Raw genomic sequence first — 17201 nt, forward strand, 5'->3', positions numbered from 1 at the left:
CGGGGAATCACCCCGCTGACCGGCTGTGATCACCACCGACAGCGGCTTCTGCCCCTGCTCGACCGCCAAGTGGATCTTCGTGGTCAGCCCGCCCCGGGACCGACCGAGCCCGTGGTCGGCCGGCTCGACGGAGACCCCGCCGGGCGGTTCCTTCTGGAGATCCTCCTTTTCGCCGCCCCGGTGGCGTGCTGGTGGGCCCGGCAGACCGTGGAGTCGACGTTCACGTCCCAGGTGATCAGGCCCTTCTCGTCCGCCTCGGACTGGAGCTGGGTGACGATCCGTACCCATGTGCCGTCCCGCTGCCAGCGCCGGAACCGGTCGTGGGCCCGGTCCCACGGCCCGTAACGCTCCGGCACCTCGCGCCACGGGGCACCCGTCCGGGTCCGCCACCGTATGCCGTCTATCAACTGCCGCCGCGTCCACACCGGCGGACGACCCGGCTTGATGCCCTGCGGCAGCAAAGGCTCAAGCCGGGCCCACTGACCGTTCGTCAGATCCCCATGTCCCACAGAACGTGATCATTCACAACCAAGATCCACTTTCGCAATAGTCCCTAGGGCCCGCCACACAGATCACCCGCTGACGCCGTAACTGGTCCTTGGCCCGCCGTACGGTGCCCATACCTCCAGAACCGAGTGGCTCCCGCAGCTGATGGCGCCCACCGAGCATCGGCCTCCTGCATGTCAAACTCCCTCGCGCAGCGGCTCGTTGGCCGTTCGCCGGATCGTTCGCGGCCGAACGCACCAGGTCTGCCAGCGGTTCCACACGGTATCCGGCCGTCTGCGCATCGTTATGCGTGGGTCAGAGGCGCCGTTTCCGTGAGGGAAGCCAGGCGTTAAGCCCTTGAGAAGGCGGGGCGGTGCTGTCGTGGCCGGTTACACGTCGCGTTCGCCGATGGGTTCGGTGTGGAGGAGCTGTTGAACGGTGACGTCCAGGGCGCTGAGCCGACCGCGGGAATGGGGGCCGAGCAGGGCGGCCAGGCGTGGTGCCAGTTCGTGGCCGGCCGCGTGCATGAGCCCGCTGAACAGGCTCATTCTCGTCTCGGCCAGTTGTTCCTCCAGCGAGGCGACGGTCAGTGATCCGAGCGGCGTGCCGTCGGTGGGGTCCAGGAGTGCGACGGCGATGCCCCATACGCCCGGGTGGTTCTCGCCGAAGGAGAGGGCGTGGCCCTGTTCGCGGATCCGGCTCAGCGTCTCCCGACTGGGGTACCGCTCGGTGGCGGGTTGGGCGGTCAAGATTGCTTCCTGCTGCTCGGCCGGCAGGTGCGCCAGGATGACCAGTCCGCCACAGCCGGAGGTGAGGGGGGCTCGTTCCCCCAGGGCCACCGTTTCGCGTAGGGGGCTGTTCGGTTTGGGGATGCCTGCCACCAGGACCCGGTTGGCGCCGCTGCGTAGGTGCATCGCTGCCGATTCGGCGGTGGTGGCGGCGAGCCGGGCGACGACCGGCTGGACGACCCGCAGGAGGGTTGGGCGGGGTCCCAGAAGGAAGGACAGGGCTACGGCCCGGCTCCCGAGGCGATAGCCGCTGCGGCCGAGGTGGTCGACGTATCCGTCCTCTTCCAGCAACTTCAGGATCCGGAAGGTCTGGGACTGCGACAGCCCCACACGCGCGGCGACGGCCCGCAGACTCACGGGCTGCTCCATGCCCGACATCAACTCCAGGATGCGCAGTCCGCGCATCGGCCCTTCTGCCATGCGGCGACGCTAGGACCGTACTTGCGTGTGATGCAAGTTGCGTGGACGCCGTTCGCGTAGCTGGGAGGAAATAAGGGCGTCACACGAGAAGACGATGTCGTGCACGTCGACCAAACCGAGGAGTCGGCCCGATGAACCTGGTGACACTGGGCCTGCCGGCCGCTCTCGGCGTGATCATGCTGGGGATCGGCCTCACCCTCACCCCAGCCGACTTCCGGCGTATAGGGCGGCATCCCAAGGCGGTAGGGGTGGCTCTGGTAGTGCAGCTGGTTCTGCTGCCGCTGGTCTGCTTCGGTCTGGTGCACCTCTTCCGGCTGGCTTCCGTTCTCGCGGTCGGGATGATGCTGCTGGCGGCGTGTCCCGGCGGCCCGAAAGCCAACGTACTCAGTCACATCTTCGGCGGGGATGTCGCCCTGAGCATCTCCCTCACCGCGGTCAACTCGGTTATCGCCGCTTTCACGCTGCCGGTCAGCTACAACTTTGCCGCGCACGCGTTCACGCCAGGTGCAGCGGGCCTCGGTCTGCAGTTCGGCAAGGTCCTGGAGGTCTTTGCCGAGGCCCTGGTGCCAGTGGTGGTCGGAATGGCGGTGCGCCGTCTGCGGCCGGCTGCGGCCCGGGCGGTGGTCCGGCCGGTGCGGATCGGTTCGGTCGTCCTGCTGGTGGCCGTCATCCTCGCAGCCGTCGTGCAGAACCTTGACTTGCTGTCGAAGCACGTGAGTGACCTTGCCGGGGTCACCCTTACCTTCGGCCTGATCAGCCTCGCCAGCGGCTTCGCCATTCCCCGGGCGTTCGGATTCACCCACGCGCAGGCCGTCTCCGCGGCCTTCGAGATCGGCGTGCACAACGCGGTGGTCGCCATCGTCATCGCTCAGACGGTTATCGGCAGCCCCGAGATGGCGCTGCCCGCCGGGATCTACACCCTGATCATGCAGCCGCTGGCGGTGGCGTTCGGGTTCCTGCTGCGCGCTGCCGCGCGGCGGTCCAAGGCCGCCGCCACTCCTGCCCCCAGCCCCGCAGCACGGGCCTGATCTCCTCACCGCCCCTCTTCACAGGGCGGCAAGAGCCACCTCCCGTTCCACCGGCACCCAGCAGAAAGAGCACACCATGGCCAGAGCGTTCCTCACCGGCGACATCAACCTGATGCACGTCGGCGACCTCGCGGTCCCCCGGCGGCAGGGCTCGGCCCTCCTGGGCGAGGCGGACGCCGTCTTCTCCAACCTTGAGTGCATGCTGCACCGCTCGCCGCATACGCACGCCGTCGAGCATGAGGGCTTCTTCGCCGATCCCGACATCGGGGCGGCCGTCCTCAAGCAGGGCTACAGCGGCGCGGCCGGCATGGCGAACGACATCAACTACGGCGAGGAAGCGATCCTCGGCTCGCTTTCCACCCTGACGCACGGCATCCCGCATGCGCCGCGTCTTGCTGTCCTGCCGGGACACACCGCCTACGAGGTGCCCACGTACCAGTACAACTCTGCGATCCCCCGGTGAACAACGACACCGGCCGCAACACGATCGTCGCCGCCGTCGACTCCCTGGACAATGCCGCCGACCTCAACGCCCTCACCAAGACGGTGATCCGATGACCGGTACAACAAACAGCAAGGCGAACAGCGCCCCAGGGCCCACCGGGCAACTCGCCTCCTGGGTCGAGACCCTGACCTGGGACGCGATCCCCGCCTACGTCCAGGATCGCGCGATCGACCTCCTGCTCGACGGCATCGCCTGCGCGCTCGTCGGCGCACAGCTGCCGTGGTCACGAATCGCCACGGACTCCGTCCTGGCACTCGAAGGTGCCGGCGACTGCCCCGTCATCGGCACCGGCCGCACCACGAGCGCCCCCGCCGCGGCCGTACTGAACAGCACGTTCATCCAGGGCTTCGAACTGGACGATTTCCACCCCCTGGCCCCGCTGCACAGCGCCTCACTCGTTTTCCCGGCACTGTTCTCCACCGCCTCGCTCCTCGGGCGTCCGGTCTCCGGCCGGGATCTGCTCACCGCGGCCGTCGCCGGCTTCGAGACCGGCCCGCGTGTGGGCCACGCGCTGCACGGCTCCGAGATGCTCTCGCGCGGCTGGCACTCCGGTGCCGTTTTCGGCACCCTGCCTGCCGCGATGGCCGCCGGCAAGCTGCGCACTCTGCCGGCGGACCGGCTGGAGGACGCCCTGGGCTTCGCCGCGACCCAGTCGGCCGGCCTGATGTCCGCGCAGTACGAGGCGATGGGCAAGCGCATGCAGCACGGATTCGCCGCCCGCAACGGCTTCTACGCCGCCGGCCTGGCAGCCGGCGGGTACACCGGCATCAAGCGGGTCTTCGAGCGCGAGTACGGCGGCTTCCTCGCGGTCTACGGCGAGGGCCACGACCCGCGGCCCGACCGGATCACCAAGGGCCTCGGCCAGGACTGGGAGACCACGTTCATCATGGTCAAGTCCTACGCCGTGATGGGCGGCCTGCACGGCGCCGTCCAGGCCGCACGGGCGCTGCGCGAACGCGTTGACCCCGCGCAGATCGAGCGCATCGACCTGCGGGTGGGCAACGTGGTCTACCACCACGGATGGTGGCGCCCCGAGCGACCGCTGACCGCGATCGGCGGTCAGATGAACATCGGCTACGCCACCGCCGTCGCGCTGCTGGACGGCACCGCGCTGCCCGAGCAGTTCACCGAGGCCCGGCTCGACGCCGACGACGTGTGGGCACTGGTGGACCGCACCCACGTGACCCTCGACCCGAAGATCGACGCGCTCCCGCTTATGGAGCGCTTCAGCACCTACCTCGACATCACCCTGCGCGACGGCAGCGTGCTCTGCGAGGCCGTCATCAGCCCGCACGGCAACCCGCTCGACCCCATCACCCGCGACGAGGTCGTCGACAAGTACCGCGCCCTGACCGCACGCGTCCTCGGCCCCGACCGGCAAGCCGTGATCGAGAAAACCGTCCTTGCCATCGCCGACGCCGACGACATCCGTCCCCTCATCGACCTGCTGGCGCCCGCCGTTGGCCGCGTACTCGACTAGGAATTCCCATGACGACACCAGCCCGCGCGTCCCTACGGCGCATGATCGACGAAAAGCAACTCGTCGTCGCACCAGGGGTCTTCGACGGTATCTCCGCCCAGCTGGCCAAGCGCACCGGCCACCACGCCGCCTACCTCACCGGCGCCGGGGTCGCCGCTTCCGGTTTCGGCTTGCCCGACATCGGCCTGGTCACCCAGACCGAGATGACCGGACGAGCCCGGATGATGGTGCGCGCCTTGGGCGACGTGCCGCTCATCGCCGACGCCGACACCGGATACGGCGCGCCGATCAACGTCACCCGCACCGTCCAGGAGTACGAAGCCGCCGGCGTGGCCGCGATCCAGCTGGAGGACCAGGCCTTCCCCAAGCGCTGCGGCCACCTCCCCGACAAGGAGCTGGTCAGCCCCGAACAGTTCGAGCTGACCCTGCGCGCGGCGCTCGACGCCCGCACCGACGCCGGCATGCTCGTCATCGCGCGCACCGACGCCCGCGGGCCGCTGGGCCTGGACGAGGCCATCGACCGGGCCAGTCGCTATGCCGCCGCCGGCGCCGACGTCATCTTCATCGAAGCCCCCCAGGACACCGCGGAGATCGAACGCATCGCCGCCGAGGTCCAGGCGCCGCTGCTCCTCAACCTCGTCATCGGCGGCCTCACGCCGCTGGAGTCCGCCGAGCGGTTGCAGGAACTGGGCTACGCCATCGCCATCCACCCCTCCGCGCTGCTCGCCCACGCGGCCCTCGGCATGCTCTCGTCGCTGTGCGAGCTGAACGGCAAGGAAGTGGGCCCCTTCCTGCCGGCCGGACCCGAGGACTTCTTCAACCTGGTCGGCATGGCCGAGTGGTTCGAGATCGGCGAGCGCTACCGCACGGAGGCACAGGCATGAGCACCGGCATGACGATGATCGAGAAGATCCTGGCCCGCAAGGCCGGGCTGGCACAAGCGCACGCCGGCGACACGGTGACCGTGGACGTCGACATGGCCGTACTCATCGACCTCCAATTCGCCACCATGTGGATCCCGCCCACGCGGATCCACGACCCCGACAAGACCGCGATCGTGATGGACCACGCCGTGCCGGCCCCGACCCTGAAGGACGCCACCGGCGGCCCGCTGGCCCGCACCTTCGCCGCCGACTTCGGCATCAAGAAGTTCTACGACGTCGGCCGGCACGGCATCTGCCACCAGGTCATCGCCGAGAACGGCCTCGCCAGACCCGGCGAGATCCTCGCGTGCACCGACTCCCACACCTGCGCCGGCGGCGCCTTCAACACCGCCGCCCGCGGCCTCGGCCCGGCGGAGGTCTACTCGATCCTGTGCACCGGCACCACCTGGTTCCAGATCGCCCCCACCGTCCGCTACGAACTCGTGGGCACCCGGCCGGACACCGTCAGCGGCAAGGACATCTTCCTGCACATCGCCCACCAGTACGGCGACGCCACCAACCAGAACCTCGAATACGGCGGCCCAGGTCTGGCCAGCATCCCCCTCAACGACCGCCGCACCATAGCCACCCAGGGCGCCGAAATCTCCGCGGACTTCAGCACCTTCGGCGTCGACGACCTCCTCGCCGACCACCTCGCCGAGCGAGGCGTCACCGGCTACCAGGCGGCCGACGCCGACCCCGACGCGACCTACCTCGACGTGCGCACCATCGACCTGTCCACGCTCCAGCCCTACGTCGCCCGCCCCGGAACCGTCAGCCGCAACGGCGTACCTGTCTCCCAGATCGAGCCCCGCAGGATCGACCAGGCCTTCATCGGCTCGTGTGCCAACGGCCAGCTCGAAGACCTGCGCATCGCCGCCTCCATCCTGCGCGGCAGGCAGGTCGCCCCCGGCGTGAGACTGCTGATCACCCCCGCCTCCCAGCAGGTCTACCGAGACGCGATGCGCGCCGGCTACCTCCAGGACCTCGCCGACGCCGGAGCCGTCGTCACGAACTCCACCTGCGGCGCCTGCTTCGGCTACCACATGGGTGTCGTCGGCCCCGGAGAGGTCTGCATCACCTCCAGCACCCGCAACTTCAGCGGCCGCATGGGCAGCACCGAAGCCGAGATCTACATGGCCTCGCCCGCCACCGTGGCAGCCTCCGCCGTCGCCGGCTTCATCACCGACCCGAGGAACGTGAACTCATGACCGACCTCACCGTCACCGGACGGGTGTGGGTGTTCGGGGACTCCCTGAACACCGACGCCATGTACCCAGCACACGCCATGAAACTGGACGTCTCCGAAGCAGCGAAGCACGTCTTCCACGCCGTGCGACCCGGCTGGACCGAGCAGGTCTCTCCCGGCGACATCGTCGTGGCGGGCAAGAACTTCGGAGTCGGCTCCTCGCGCCCCGTCGCTGCGCTGTTCAACCAGCTCGGGGTCGCCGCCCTGGTGGCCGAGGAGTTCAACTCACTGTTCTTCCGCAACGCGGTGAACGCCGGACTGCCGGCCATGACCATCCCGGACGCCACCCAGCTGTTCCACGACAAGGACACCGCCGGCCTCGACTTCCCGGCCGGCACATGGAGCAACCAGACCACAGGCACCACCGGCCAGGTGCAGCCCCTCGCCCCCCTTATTCTGGAAATCCTGGCCGGCGGCGGCGTACTGCCCAGGCTCGCCGAACAGGGTTTCCTCCCGCCTGAACTCGCCGACACCCTGCGCTCGCCCGCACTACAGGCCCAAGCCGCAGGCAGTGGCACCTGACAGAGACAGACCGAGCAGCAGCCTGGGGCGATGCGGATGAGAGCACGTCCGGCACATTTCTTAGCATCAATCAGCGCCCCGTCGCTGCATCTTGCAGGGGCACACAGTGCCAGTGGGCCGTGCAACTGCTCCGGCAGCCTCAACCAGCCCAGCCCAGCCCAGCCCGGAGCCCCGAAGAGCCGGTTCACCGCCCGGGCGCCCGCGCCGGACGGAGCGACCTCGACACCGTAACCTTCCGCTATTCCAGGAACCCCCATGCCCTTCCTTGCCCCCGGCGTCCTGCACGTCGCCACCACCAAGCGCGACAACGCCTTCCTCCTAGACGGCGACGACGGCCTCACACTGGTCGACGTTGGCTGGAGCAGCGCCCCGAAGAAGCTGCTCGACGTCGTCGCCGAGCGCCGCCTCAAACCCACCGACATCAAACGGATCGTGCTCACCCACGCCCACCCCGACCACGTCCAAGGGGCCTCCGAATTGCGGCGCCTGACAGGAGCGCAGGTTGTCATCCACCGCGATGACGCCGACTGGCTGCCGGTCGGCCGCGTTCCCGCACACGGCCGCTTTGGCGCCCTGGGGCGCATCATCGACCGGCTACCCAAGCTGCACTGGACGCCCTTCACCGCGGACCGGACGGTGACCGACGGAGAGCTGATCGACGGATCGGACGGCTTGCGGGTCATCCACACCCCGGGCCACAGTCCCGGCCATATCGTGCTCCACCATGAGCCCAGCAGCACCATCCTGGTCGGGGACGCAGTCTTCCACCGCGGCGAACTCGCCTTGGGGCCGGCCGCGCTGGCCGCCGACCCGAGCCTGCGCGTAGAAAGCCTCACCCGCGTACCCGCCGATATCCACGCGGTTGGCTTCGCACACGGCGCACCTCTGAAGCACGCAGGCGTCGACGCCTTCCAGGAGTTCCTGGCCCGGCTTCGCCAACCCCCCGCGACGACAGCCTCCTGACCGATCTGAACTGGGAGTGGCGATCTTGGTCCGCACAGTTGCCACATCCCACTCGCGAAGATGACCACCCTGGGCCTCTGGTCGAGAGGCCGCACCGATAGGCGTGGTGGTGGTGCCCCGGTAGCAGTACAGGCACAGGTCTTGGTGATCATGGAGTTGCGACGCTCTGTGATTGCCGGGGAGATCTGTGCCTGTACTGCTACCGGGGCTGACTGAACCGCTCTGGGGCCAATTCGCCGCTCCGTTGCCCGAGCGACCGGCCTACGCCGCGACCCATCCCTTGGGCTGCCACCGCCCACGCATCAGCGACCGGATCGTCTTCGACAAGATGCTGCAGCTCCTGCGATTCGGCTGCTCCTACCAGGCGATCGCCGACACGACCTGCTCGGCCACCACGATCCGCAACCATCGCGACGAGTGGCGCGCTGGAGGCCTACGACCGGATCGTCGGCCTCGTCCTCGACCAGATCGCCGTCGACGGCTCCATCGCCAAAGCCCGCGGCGGCGGAGAGGTCGCAGGGCGCTCACCGATCCATCGCGGCAAACAGGGCCTGAAACGCTCAGGCATGACGGATGGTTACGGAATCCCGCTGGGCGCCCGCCGGCCGGAGCGAACCGCCACGATTCCCCGCTACTCGCCCCGACCCTGGACTGCCTGGACGCCCCGGGACCGCTGCCCGGCGACATCACCGTGCACCTGGACGCCGGCTACGACTCGGACAAGACCCGCGCCCTGCTCGACGAACGCGGCCTGCACGGCCGCATCGCGCACAAGGGCGAGAAGGCACTGATCCAGGCAAGCCAGAGGTGGCACGTCGAACGGACGCACGCCGGCAGAACGCCTTCCACCGCCTCGCCCGCTGCTACGAACGCCGAGCCACCGTCATCGACGCCTTCTTCGACCTCGCCGACACCATCATCACCGTGCGCAGCCTGATCCGTCGGACATGGACGCCCCACCGCTGGGACGAACGCCCGGACCGCCGCCCCTGACCACTCGCCTACCTGCGCGGCCACTGAGCCCCCCTTGACCGACGCAGAAAGCCAGTACCGGCTGCGGCGGCACTGGCGGATAGCAGTGCTCGTCACATTGCTGTTCGAGCTTGTGGCGGCGCTCTTGGCATTGCTGGGAATGGCCTGGTGGTGCTGCCTGTTCGAGGTCCTGCTCGGGCTCAGCATCCCTTGCATCATTCTCCGGCCCGCGTATCGAAGCCGGGGGCGGGACTGACCAGTCGGCTGCGCTTGGGGGGCTGTCCGGGTGTCGTGACGTCAGGCTCGTACGCTTCCGGCCCACACCTCGGGGAGGCGTCCGGCCCACGGGCGTGCGCGTTCCAGTTGGCCCGCGAGTCGGAAGAGGATGTCCTCTCTGCCGTAGGCGGCGGCGAACTGCACGCCGATCGGCATTCCGGTGGCCGGATCGCTCTCCAGAGGGACGGACATGGCGGGGGTGCCCGCCACGTTGAATGCCGCGGTGAAGGGTGAGCGGTGGAAGAGGTGGGCCAACCAGGAGCGGCCGTCGGTTCCCTTCAGGCCCCGCGTGTAGGTGCCGAGCGCTCTGGGCAGTTCCGGCAGAGTCGGCGTCAGCAGGACGTCGTGAACAGTGAAGGAGCGGGCCAGCTGGCGGGCCACGCTGTTGCGGACGGCGAGCGCCCGCACGAACTGGTCTGCCGTCACCCGGCGTCCGTAGTCGTAGGAGGCGAGCATCTCGGGCTCGACGGTGGAGGCGTCCACGGGCCGGTCGAAGGCCGCGGCGAAGTCGTCGATCCAGGTGACCAGGTTGGCACTCCAGATCCGGGCATTGGCCAGGACGAAGTCCTCCCAGTCGACGCCCAGCCGTACTTCGGCGCTCTCCACGTGGTGGCCCAGCGACTCCGCCAGTCGCGCGGTCCGCGTCGTCGCCGCCGTGATCGGTGCGTCTACGGTTCGGCCGCTCCAGGGGGTGGTGAGCACTGCGATGCGGAGCCGGCCCGGGTCGCGGTCGGCCTCCTGCGTGTAGCGGCGCTCGGGCGGCGTGGCGGAGTACGGGTCGCCGGCCTCCGCACCCTGGACGAGATCCAGCAGCAGAGCGCTGTCGCGGACCGAGCGGCTGAGCGCCCCGTGCACGGCGAGGCCGTTGAACACCTCGTCGATGTCGGGTCCCATCGTCACCCGGCCGCGGGTGGGCTTGAGTCCGAACAGGCCGGTGCTGGCGGCCGGGACCCGGATGGATCCCGCGGCGTCGGTGGCGTGCGCCATCGGGACCATCCCCGCTGCCACCGCGGCGGCAGATCCTCCGCTGGAACCGCCAGGCGTGCGGGAGGGGTCCCACGGGTTGCGCGTGGGCCCATAGAGGATGCTTTCGGTGGTCGTGCTGTAGGCGAACTCCGGCGTGGCGGTGCGTCCCAGCGTCACCAGCCCGGCCCGGCGTATGCGCCGCATGAGCGAGGAATCCGCACGGGCGACATGGCCCGCGGCGAGGCGGCTGCCCAGTTCCGTGCGCTTGCCCGCCATCGCGATGGCGAGATCCTTGATCAGGAACGGTACTCCGCGCAGCGGTGCGCTTCCGGTGGCGGGAGCGTCCTCAGCTGGCCAGCTCTCCACCACCGCGTTCAGCACGGGGTTGACCGCCTCGATCGCCCGCCGGGCCGCCTCGGCGAGTTCCGCCGCGGTGACCTCCCTGCGGGCGACGAGTTCCGCGAGCCCTGTCGCGTCGTAGCTCACGTACTCCGAAAGATCCATCCTGCTGCTCCCCAGCCCCTGCGATAACGGACAGTCCTATGCGATACCGATCGGTATCGCATAGGACTGAGTGGTAACGTAGCACGGGATCAAGGAGGGCCGATGGCCATGTCGAGCAGACAGCAACAGCCCGCCGCTGGAAACGGGTCGGCCGGCGAGGTGCAGCCGGGCCGCGAGCGACGGATCGCCGAACTGCCCCCGCGGGAAAGGATTCTCGACGCGGCGGAGGAGCTCTTCGCACGCGAGGGAATCAACGCCGTCGGCGTCCAGGCGATCGCTGACCGCGCCCGGACGACCAAGATGGCGCTCTACCGCCACTTCACCACGAAGGACGCCCTGATCCTGGAGTGGCTGCGGATCGTCGCCGCCGGCTACACGGCGGTCCTCGACCAGGCGGCGCGCGCCCACCCGGATGATCCCCGGGCGCAAATCCTGGACGTCACACGGCATTTCGCCGATGGGCTCTCCGAGATCTCCTACCGCGGCTGCCCGTTCGTCAACACCATCGCCGCCCTGCCCGACCGCGATCATCCCGCGCGCCGGCTTATCGCGGACCACAAGGCCGGCCAGGTGCGGCGTATCACCGACCTGTGCGCGCGGGCCGGGGTGCCCGATCCCGCGGGGGCGGCAGTCGCGGTCACCTTCGCGCTGGAAGGCGCCCAGGTCAGCGCCCAGAACGGGAGCGTCGAGCGGGCCGGTGAACGGCTCCTGTCCATGGTCACCGCGATTCTCGACGGGCGACTCTGCGAGAGCTGAGAACATCAGGGCGCGGGGCCAGGAGGAGCGGTTCGGCCACGGCATCGAGTCACGTTGCCGCCTGGCACTCATGCACTACAGCGCCCTGGTCGAGACCCCGGGCATCGAGGTACGGACGTATCGAGGTACGGACGTACTGTCTACAACTCGCTCCACCAGGCGGACGATCAGCAGCTGGTCAACGCCCACGTCTGGGGCGTGAACGCGTACGGCGTCCCGGTATGGCATCTTCGCCGGAACCGGGAGGGCGGCATGTTCGACACCTAGGCCGAGAGCTTCGACGTGGTGTGCGCGACAGCGAAGCCCGTACGACAGGACGGCTGACCGTGGCGCGAACCGAGTACTACGCCGGCCGAACGCCGACCGGTGGGCGTCCCTGCCTGACCATGGCACCCCTCGTCGCCGCCGCGGCCCCACACAGTACCGGCCGACGCAGCGAGCGGGCTATCGCAGCAGTAAGCGCCTCGCACCTGACTCCCCATCAGTAAAGTCAGCATTGGGTCGGCATCAGCCCTGCCAGACCTGGTTTCGCCCCGCCGAACGTGTATATGCCCGGAGCGACCGACTCAGTAGCTCTGACCTGCATGCTTGCCGCGCCATCTGGGGCGATCATAGAGTCACACCACCTGGGACGTGCAGGTGTCGTTGTCATCCACCGTGCGAGGGGTTACGGGAACATGCGGAGGCAACCCGTACTGGTCTACGACGGAGACTGTGCTTTCTGCACTTCCTCGGTCCAGTTCGCGGAGCGACGCCTCCGCCCGCGCTGTGAAGCGGCGCCATGGCAGTTCACCGATCTGGAGGAGCTGGGCGTTACGCAACAGCGTGCCGAGCACGAAGTGTTGTGGGTGACGCCGAATGGATCCGTGCACGGTGGAGCCCAGGCTGTCGCCAAGCTGCTGCTGAGCGCACATGGCGGGTGGCCGCTCGTGGGGGCCTTGCTCACCCTCCCGCCCGTGCGCTGGTTCGCTCGCGGTGTGTACAGGGTCGTCGCGAACAATCGGCAGAAGATGCCGGGCGGCACACCGGCCTGTGCGCTGCCCGCCTCCCGCGCCACGCAGAAGCAGGGGTAGCGGCCACGGTCGGCGCCCTTCCGGCTGCGCCGAGGCGCGGTCGTGCAGACGCCTGGTCGCGCAGACGCGTCGTCGGCAGTCGGCAGTCGGCAGTCGGCAGTCGGCAGTCGGCAGTCGGCAGTCGGCGTGATGACGGCACGGCGCCCGGTGGCTTTCGTGCCATCCGGGCGCTCGATCCCCGTTGTCCGCCGCCGTTGTCCCGCTCCCTCATCCCACGCTCGTCCCACGTCGCTTCGTGAGGTCAGCCCGTGGTGGCCGGCATACGCGCCCGCCGCCGAACGGCTCCCTGGCCCTGTTGCAGAGTCCGGCCGGCGTGGGCCGTTCTCAGGTCCCGGACTTGCGGCCGTAGACGTAGACGTCATCACCATTCTTCAGCAGCGACCAGTACTTCTTCGCGTCGTTGCTACGCATGTTGACGCAGCCGTGCGAGCCAGGGGCCGACCAGACGCTGCCGCTGATGGAGTGGAACGCCTGGCCGCCGTCGAAGAACTGGCTGTACGGCATGGGCACGTCGTAGATGGTCGAGACGTGGTGCAGGTTGCGCCAGTAGATCTTCTTGGCGCCGGTGCGGGTCTCGTAACCGTCGCGGCCGCTGCGGATCGGCACCGGCCCGAACACCAGCCTTGATCCGTCCTGGATCCAGCTGAGCTGGCGGGTCAGATCGACGCAGGCTATTCGCCCCTTGTTGGTGGGGCACTTGTGGGCCTTGTTCGGGTTGTGCCCGGCCGCCTGCTGCTGTGCGACGACGCGCATGACGCCCCAGGTGACGGGGCCTGCGTAGCCGATGTTCGGGGTGATGCCGTGACTGGTCTGGAAGGCACGGATCGCCCGGCAGTCCGCCGCCGACTGCCGGCCGTCCACCCGAAGCCCGAGGAACTTCTCGGCTTGCTTCTGGTAGGGGCCGCGGTTCGCGGTGCACGCGGACGCGGTGGCGGCCTGGGCGGTGGAACCGAAGGCCACCGTCAGCGGAACGGTCAGTGCCGTGAGGGCGAGCGCCGCGCCCGCTCGGCGGACGGCGCGGGGCCGCCGTATACGCAGGTTCAATCGTCGTTTCATGCCCTGTACGACTGTTTGCCCGACCCGCCGGTTGCAGGCGTGACCGACCCGAAATATCTGATACGCCGTACCGTGGCCGGGCCGTCGGGGGACGCGCGCCACACCTTCCGACCTTTTCGTCAGGTCCCGGCCCATCGGGCTCGTCACGGCCTGGGCTGGTCCCGTCACGGTCAGGGCGGGGGCTCGTCATAGCCAGGGCCTGTCCGGTCAGCCCGGTAGCCCTCCCGGGAAGGGATGGGGCAGCCGGTTCCGTCCACCCCACCAGGCTGAAGTGATCATGCGTATCTGACCGACGAGCAGGCCGTCACCTACGGGCCTGCTTCGGCGAACTGCCCACGCGCCCGGAGCAGAAGCGACCCTTCTTCCTGGACGATGACCACCACCGCGTCAGTGCTTGCCGGTGCTCAATCCGTCGAGAGCGAGATCGAGGAGGCGTTCGGCCTGCGCTCGCTGTTCGGGTTTTCCGGAGGTGAGTGCGATGCCGGTGAGGCCGGCGAACATGTCGGTTGCGCCGATGTCCGACCGGATGGTGCCGGCGCTGACGCCGGCGTCGAGGAGAGAGGTCAGGGCGGCGAGCATCATCTCGTGGCTTTGGGCGTAGGGGTTGACGCCCGACTCGACGAGGGCCCGCAGGGCATCGGCCATGCCCAGTTTGGCGGTCGCATAGTCGATGAAGCGGCCCATCCAGGCGCGCAACGCCTCGCGCGGCGGCATGGTGGCCAGAAGGTCGGGGGCGGCGTCGCACAGCCGGCTCAGCTCGTTGCGGTAGGCGGCCTCGATCAGGATCTCCCGGGTCGGGAAGTTCCGGTAGAGGGTGCCGGTGCCCACGCCGGCCTCTTTGGCGATGCGTTCCAGGTGTGCGTCCAGTCCCTGTTCGGCGAAGACCCGCACCGCGGCGGAGAGGATCTTGTCGCGGTTCCGCTGCGCGTCGGCCCGTAGCGCGCGCCCTGTCTCTCTGGTCATCGGCAGGTCTCCTGTCGTCACGGTTGCTAAGTGGAGGTGCACCCACTTACAGTCGATGAAGTGGCGGCGCCTCCGGTTCCACTGTAAGGGCATGCACTGCCCCCCTTTCCGCTTCCCCGAAGGGGAGTGACTCCCCTACCCCGCGTCCCCCGACTGCCGCCGAATAGGCGCCGCAGCCGGCCCCGGGAATCAAGGGGTGCGCCACCAGTTCCGGCGTTGTTGCGGATTGAGCCTTTACATCCCTACTCGCAGTGCCCGCGGCAAAGCACCGCGTGAGCAACCAAGAAACGTCACGGGAGATATAGATGAGCCTCTCGCTCGAAGGAAAGGTCGCCGTTGTCACGGGCGGCGCGTCAGGGGTCGGCCTGGGTATCGCCCAGGAATTCGTGGAGCACGGCGCCCGCGTCGTCATCACAGATCTCCAGCAGGCGCAGTTGGACGAAGCGGTCGCGATGATCGGAGCGAACTGTTCAGGAATCGTGGCTGATGTCACGAACCTCGCGGAGATGGAAGCGATGTACCGGGAGGTGATGCGGCGGCATGGGCGGCTCGACTCTGTCGTGGCCAACGCCGGGATCGGCGATCACTCCCCGCTCGGCTCGATCACGGAGGAGCAGTTCGACCGGACCTTCAACGTCAACGCGAAGGGCGTCCTGTTCACCGTCCAGCCGGCGCTGCCGCTGCTGCCGCCCGGCGGAACGGTCGTCATCATCGGGTCGACGGCTTCCATCCAGCCTCCGCGCGGGATGAGCATGTATGGCGGCGCGAAGGCCGCGGTACGCAATTTCGTCCGGGGCTGGATCCAGGACATCAAGGGGTCAGGCGTCCGGATGAACGTGCTCAGCCCTGGGGCGGTCGACACCGAGTCTCTCCGGCGCGCTCTGGGACAGGCGTTGGGAGCCGATCAGGTCGACGCCGCGGTCAAGTCCATGGGCGAGGGCAACCCCACAGGGCGGGTCGCGCAACCCCGCGAGATGGGAAAGGCCGCGGTGTTCCTCTCCAGCGACGCCTCAAGCTTCATCACCGGCGTGGAGCTCTTTGCGGACGGCGGGATGGCGCAGGTGTGAGGCACGGGCTCGTGCGCAACGCTGCGAACGATCGGCGGCTTCGCGGCAGGTGCTGTCACCTCGGGCCGGCTGCCGTCGTCGCCGCTGTCCTCCCACCGGACGGTGGCGTCCTTGTAGAGGATGCGCATGGCCTCGCCGCCGGGGTGGACGATCCCGCGGAACTGGTCGTGGAGGCCGGCGGCCCGCAGTGCCGCCTGGCCGGACTCCTCGTGTATGTCCAGCATGCCGCCCTGGTCGCGGGCGGTGGGCGAGGCGTCGAGGTCGTAGACGGCCGCTTCGATCCCGTGGAAGTGCAGTACGCGGGCGAGCGTCAGGCCGCCGAGACCCGCGCCGACCACGGTGATCGACTGGCGTGATGACACTTTCGTGACTCCCGGGTGCAGTGTGATGACGGATTACGACTTGCCGCCTTCGGGCGATGCGGTGTCCGGCCTGGGTGTGTGCAGCGAACCGTTGATCAGCACATGGAAGCCCCAGGCCAGGCGAGCCTGGCCGGACCCGGAGAGCAACTCGGTGCCGAGCGCGGCGATGTGCGGGTGCGTCTCGCTGGAAGCGGTCCGTAGCGCCGTGGTGAGGGCATCTTGTTCGGCCTGGGCGGCGGCGGCCCGGTCGGGGGTGGCGTGCTCGGCCGCGGTCGCGGTCCCGAACTGCAGCAGCAGGTCGAGCACCCACGCCGCACGGTCGTCCGGGATGCCGCCCTCGCCGAGCAGCGACAGCAGCGCCTCCAGCAGGTCCAGGTAGCGCTGCCCGGAGGGGCGGGCGACCAGGGCCGACTGGGCGAGACCGGGGTGTTCGAACAACACCGTCGTATAGGAGGTGAGAACCTGTACGACCCGGTCACGCCAGTCGCCGGTGGCCTCGACCGGACTCAGGTCGACCGCTCCGAGCAGCTCGTCGAGGACCGCCGCGTGCAGCTCGGCGGTGTTGCGGACGTAGACGTAGAGCGAAGCCGGCCCGGTGTCGAGCTCCTGCGCGAGGCGACGCATGGTGACCCGTTGCAGGCCTTCGGCGCGCATGAGCTCGACCGCGGTCGCGATGATGCCGGTCCGGGTCAGCGCCGGTTTCGACGGTCGTTCCCGGCGGCTCCGCCGTGCATCGGAGTGTGCTGTCATGTATCCAAGGTAACGAACACGTTCGTAGCGAACAAGTTCGTTACGAACGTGTTCGTCAGCGATCTTCTCGCATCTGGCGGCGCACGCCGAGG

Annotated in this window: 17 protein-coding genes and 3 pseudogenes; 13 read left to right on the forward strand and 7 right to left on the reverse strand. The window is 68.9% G+C overall.

What is annotated here, in order from left to right; genetic code table 11:
* Positions 1 to 83: 83 nt before the first annotated feature.
* Positions 84 to 509, reverse strand: a complete 426-nt coding sequence (locus DY245_RS09775) for an IS5 family transposase (protein WP_244942949.1) — start codon at positions 507 to 509, stop codon at positions 84 to 86.
* Between the two features lie 366 nt (positions 510 to 875).
* Positions 876 to 1694, reverse strand: a complete 819-nt coding sequence (locus DY245_RS09780) for an IclR family transcriptional regulator (RefSeq protein WP_128505642.1) — start codon at positions 1692 to 1694, stop codon at positions 876 to 878.
* Between the two features lie 131 nt (positions 1695 to 1825).
* Between DY245_RS09780 and DY245_RS09785 the strand changes: the two genes are divergently transcribed.
* From DY245_RS09785 to DY245_RS09825, 9 genes and pseudogenes are all read left to right on the forward strand, one after another.
* Positions 1826 to 2722 (forward strand): bile acid:sodium symporter family protein, encoded by an 897-nt coding sequence (locus DY245_RS09785; RefSeq protein WP_128505644.1) that lies wholly within the window; start codon positions 1826 to 1828, stop codon positions 2720 to 2722.
* A gap of 76 nt (positions 2723 to 2798) precedes the next feature.
* Complete coding sequence (locus DY245_RS09790) at positions 2799 to 3185, forward strand: metallophosphoesterase family protein (RefSeq protein WP_128505646.1); 387 nt, start codon at positions 2799 to 2801, stop codon at positions 3183 to 3185.
* Positions 3186 to 3276: 91 nt separating this feature from the next.
* Complete coding sequence (locus DY245_RS09795) at positions 3277 to 4707, forward strand: MmgE/PrpD family protein (protein WP_128505649.1); 1431 nt, start codon at positions 3277 to 3279, stop codon at positions 4705 to 4707.
* Between the two features lie 8 nt (positions 4708 to 4715).
* On the forward strand, positions 4716 to 5591 hold the full coding sequence (locus DY245_RS09800; RefSeq protein ID WP_128505651.1) for an isocitrate lyase/PEP mutase family protein: 876 nt from the start codon (positions 4716 to 4718) through the stop codon (positions 5589 to 5591).
* Complete coding sequence (locus DY245_RS09805) at positions 5588 to 6841, forward strand: 3-isopropylmalate dehydratase large subunit (protein WP_128505653.1); 1254 nt, start codon at positions 5588 to 5590, stop codon at positions 6839 to 6841. Before DY245_RS09800 ends, DY245_RS09805 begins: the two co-directional genes overlap by 4 nt.
* The gene (locus DY245_RS09810) at positions 6838 to 7401 is read left to right on the forward strand and encodes a LeuD/DmdB family oxidoreductase small subunit (RefSeq protein ID WP_128505655.1); all 564 of its coding nucleotides are present in this window, start codon (positions 6838 to 6840) and stop codon (positions 7399 to 7401) included. The genes DY245_RS09805 and DY245_RS09810 overlap by 4 nt, the downstream gene beginning before the upstream one ends.
* Positions 7402 to 7656: 255 nt before the next feature.
* Positions 7657 to 8364, forward strand: coding sequence for an MBL fold metallo-hydrolase (locus tag DY245_RS09815; RefSeq protein ID WP_128505657.1), 708 nt, complete (start codon positions 7657 to 7659; stop codon positions 8362 to 8364).
* 187 nt (positions 8365 to 8551) lie between these two features.
* Positions 8552 to 9357 (forward strand): annotated as a pseudogene (locus tag DY245_RS09820) (IS5 family transposase).
* A gap of 34 nt (positions 9358 to 9391) precedes the next feature.
* On the forward strand, positions 9392 to 9592 hold the full coding sequence (locus DY245_RS09825) for a hypothetical protein (protein ID WP_128505660.1): 201 nt from the start codon (positions 9392 to 9394) through the stop codon (positions 9590 to 9592).
* Between the two features lie 41 nt (positions 9593 to 9633).
* On the opposite strand, the gene DY245_RS09830 is transcribed toward DY245_RS09825, so the two are convergent.
* Positions 9634 to 11082, reverse strand: coding sequence for an amidase (locus tag DY245_RS09830; RefSeq protein ID WP_128505662.1), 1449 nt, complete (start codon positions 11080 to 11082; stop codon positions 9634 to 9636).
* Between the two features lie 108 nt (positions 11083 to 11190).
* Here DY245_RS09830 and DY245_RS09835 point away from each other — a divergent pair, with 108 nt between their 5' ends.
* The 3 genes and pseudogenes from DY245_RS09835 (at position 11191) to DY245_RS09845 (ending at position 12911) form a co-directional block, all read left to right on the forward strand.
* On the forward strand, positions 11191 to 11838 hold the full coding sequence (locus DY245_RS09835; RefSeq protein WP_128505664.1) for a TetR/AcrR family transcriptional regulator: 648 nt from the start codon (positions 11191 to 11193) through the stop codon (positions 11836 to 11838).
* Positions 11807 to 12105: pseudogene (locus DY245_RS46100) on the forward strand (XRE family transcriptional regulator); the annotation flags it as partial. The gene DY245_RS09835 and the pseudogene DY245_RS46100, both read left to right, overlap by 32 nt.
* Before the next feature lie 410 nt (positions 12106 to 12515).
* Positions 12516 to 12911 carry a thiol-disulfide oxidoreductase DCC family protein gene (locus tag DY245_RS09845; protein WP_128505666.1) on the forward strand — a complete coding sequence of 132 codons (396 nt, stop codon included), beginning with the start codon at positions 12516 to 12518 and terminating at the stop codon, positions 12909 to 12911.
* Between the two features lie 324 nt (positions 12912 to 13235).
* Here the strand turns inward: DY245_RS09845 and DY245_RS09855 are convergent, their stop codons facing one another.
* The gene (locus DY245_RS09855) at positions 13236 to 13967 is read right to left on the reverse strand and encodes a L,D-transpeptidase family protein (protein ID WP_128505668.1); all 732 of its coding nucleotides are present in this window, start codon (positions 13965 to 13967) and stop codon (positions 13236 to 13238) included.
* 387 nt (positions 13968 to 14354) lie between these two features.
* Positions 14355 to 14930 (reverse strand): TetR/AcrR family transcriptional regulator, encoded by a 576-nt coding sequence (locus DY245_RS09860; RefSeq protein ID WP_128505671.1) that lies wholly within the window; start codon positions 14928 to 14930, stop codon positions 14355 to 14357.
* A 305-nt stretch (positions 14931 to 15235) separates the two neighbouring features.
* On the opposite strand from DY245_RS09860, the gene DY245_RS09865 reads away from it, so the two are divergent.
* A complete protein-coding gene (locus DY245_RS09865) occupies positions 15236 to 15997 on the forward strand; it encodes an SDR family NAD(P)-dependent oxidoreductase (protein WP_128505673.1) in 762 nt (253 codons plus the stop codon).
* Positions 15998 to 16053: 56 nt separating this feature from the next.
* Here DY245_RS09865 and DY245_RS09870 read toward each other — a convergent pair.
* Positions 16054 to 16359 (reverse strand): annotated as a pseudogene (locus tag DY245_RS09870) (FAD-dependent oxidoreductase); the annotation flags it as partial.
* A gap of 33 nt (positions 16360 to 16392) precedes the next feature.
* Positions 16393 to 17109 (reverse strand): TetR/AcrR family transcriptional regulator, encoded by a 717-nt coding sequence (locus DY245_RS09875; protein WP_128505675.1) that lies wholly within the window; start codon positions 17107 to 17109, stop codon positions 16393 to 16395.
* Positions 17110 to 17201 lie beyond the last annotated feature (92 nt).

The organism is Streptomyces inhibens, from assembly GCF_003389455.1.
Classification (GTDB): domain Bacteria; phylum Actinomycetota; class Actinomycetes; order Streptomycetales; family Streptomycetaceae; genus Streptomyces; species Streptomyces inhibens.